Source organism: Microbacterium sp. Bi128, from assembly GCF_918698205.1.
The window spans coordinates 1-1,421 of the sequence record NZ_CAKKMM010001311.1; the positions used below are offsets into that span (position 1 = coordinate 1).

At 67.8% G+C, this 1,421-nt stretch carries 2 protein-coding genes and 1 tRNA gene; all 3 read right to left on the reverse strand.

Annotated features, from left to right (window positions below; translation table 11 throughout):
* Nucleotides 1-551: ABC transporter substrate-binding protein (locus tag LQV45_RS32300; protein ID WP_230011615.1), on the reverse strand; the 551-nt coding region annotated here is incomplete at its 3' end.
* 318 nt (nucleotides 552-869) lie between these two features.
* Nucleotides 870-943, reverse strand: a tRNA-Leu gene (locus LQV45_RS32305).
* A gap of 32 nt (nucleotides 944-975) precedes the next feature.
* Nucleotides 976-1,421 (reverse strand): GNAT family N-acetyltransferase (locus LQV45_RS32310; protein WP_230011617.1); only part of this gene is annotated, 446 nt, incomplete at its 5' end.

Below are 1,421 nucleotides of genomic sequence, written 5' to 3' on the forward strand. Positions count from 1 at the left end.
GTGAAGTCCGGGGAGGTGTTGGCCGGGGAGAACTGGACGACGCCGGCACCGGTGATCTGGTTGATCACGGTCTTGGAGACACCCGAGGAGGCGGCGCCGACGATTGCGCTGACGCCCTGTCCGAGCAGTGCCGTGGTGGACTGGGTGGCGATGTCGGTCTTGGTGTCGCCGGAGTCACGGTGGATGACCTCTACCGGCTTGCCCAGGACGCCGCCGGCATCGTTGACCTCCTTGATGCCGAGGTTGACACCTGCAATTTCGGGCGGGCCGAGGAAGGCCAGCGAACCCGTCGTCGGCAGGAGCGAGCCGATCTTCAGGGGCGTGGGGGTGGTGGTGGCCGAGGCGGGCACAGTGCCCGTTTCGCCGCCGGCGCTGGTACCGCCACCGGTGGCGCTGGGTGCCGGGCACGCGATTCCCGCGGCCGCGGCTGAGCTGGATCCCGACGAACTCGGGGCGGGTGAACCGCCACAAGCCGTAGCCAAAAGGGCGACGCCGAGGCTAAGCACGGTGAGCTTAGCGACGCGGGGCGCAACCCGGGGGAGTGAAGTCATGTACAAGCTCCTCGATCTAAAGGTGCGAACGGCCTTTGACGCGAAAGATCAGGTGTTCCTGATTCCACTTCAAGCTAGTGCAATTTCGACGTGAAAATAAGTGACTACGGTCACATCCTTATAACACTCGTTGCATAGAGGAAATCTGGACGGTTTGCGGCGGCTGTTTTGTCGGGGGCGACGGCCCGGAACGGCTGCCCGGGTCAGGCGACCCCGACGGCAAGCACGTGCGTGGGACAAGCCCGTGCGAGGGGCCTGGGAACGCCGGGGGTCAGGGCCACCCGGCTGTCGGGCGCCGCAGGGCGGCGCGCAGCTCAGTGCCCCAGGTGGGACTCGAACCCACAACACGCGGATTTTAAGTCCGCTGCCTCTGCCAATTGGGCTACTGGGGCGCCCGGTCAATGGTATCCCGTCGCCGGGCGGATCAGCCCGCGAAAGGCCCCGCGTAGCGGAAGGTGCCGCTCACGCCGCCGGGCCAGACGGCGAGCGGCAGCAACTGGAAGTGCGCGGCCCAGCCTGCCTCCGGCGGCGCCACCCCGAGCGAGGTGGACGGAACAAAGCCGAAGCGGGAGTAGTACTCGGGGCTGCCCAGCAGGGCTATCCCCCGCTCCCCCGCGGTGTTGGCCCGCGCCACGGTCTCGTTCATGAGCGCGGTGCCGATGCCGTGGCGCTGCAGCCGCGGCACCACCCCGATCGGCCCGAGGCCGAGCAGCTCCAGCCCGTCCACCCACCCGCGGGTGCTGATCACATGCCCCACGATTTCGCCGTCGAGTTCGGCCACGATGCTGAACGCCGGCAGGTATTCCTGGCACTCGAACAACCGCGCCAGCAGCTTCACTTCCTCGGGTTCGCCGTCGACGTGCTCTCCGG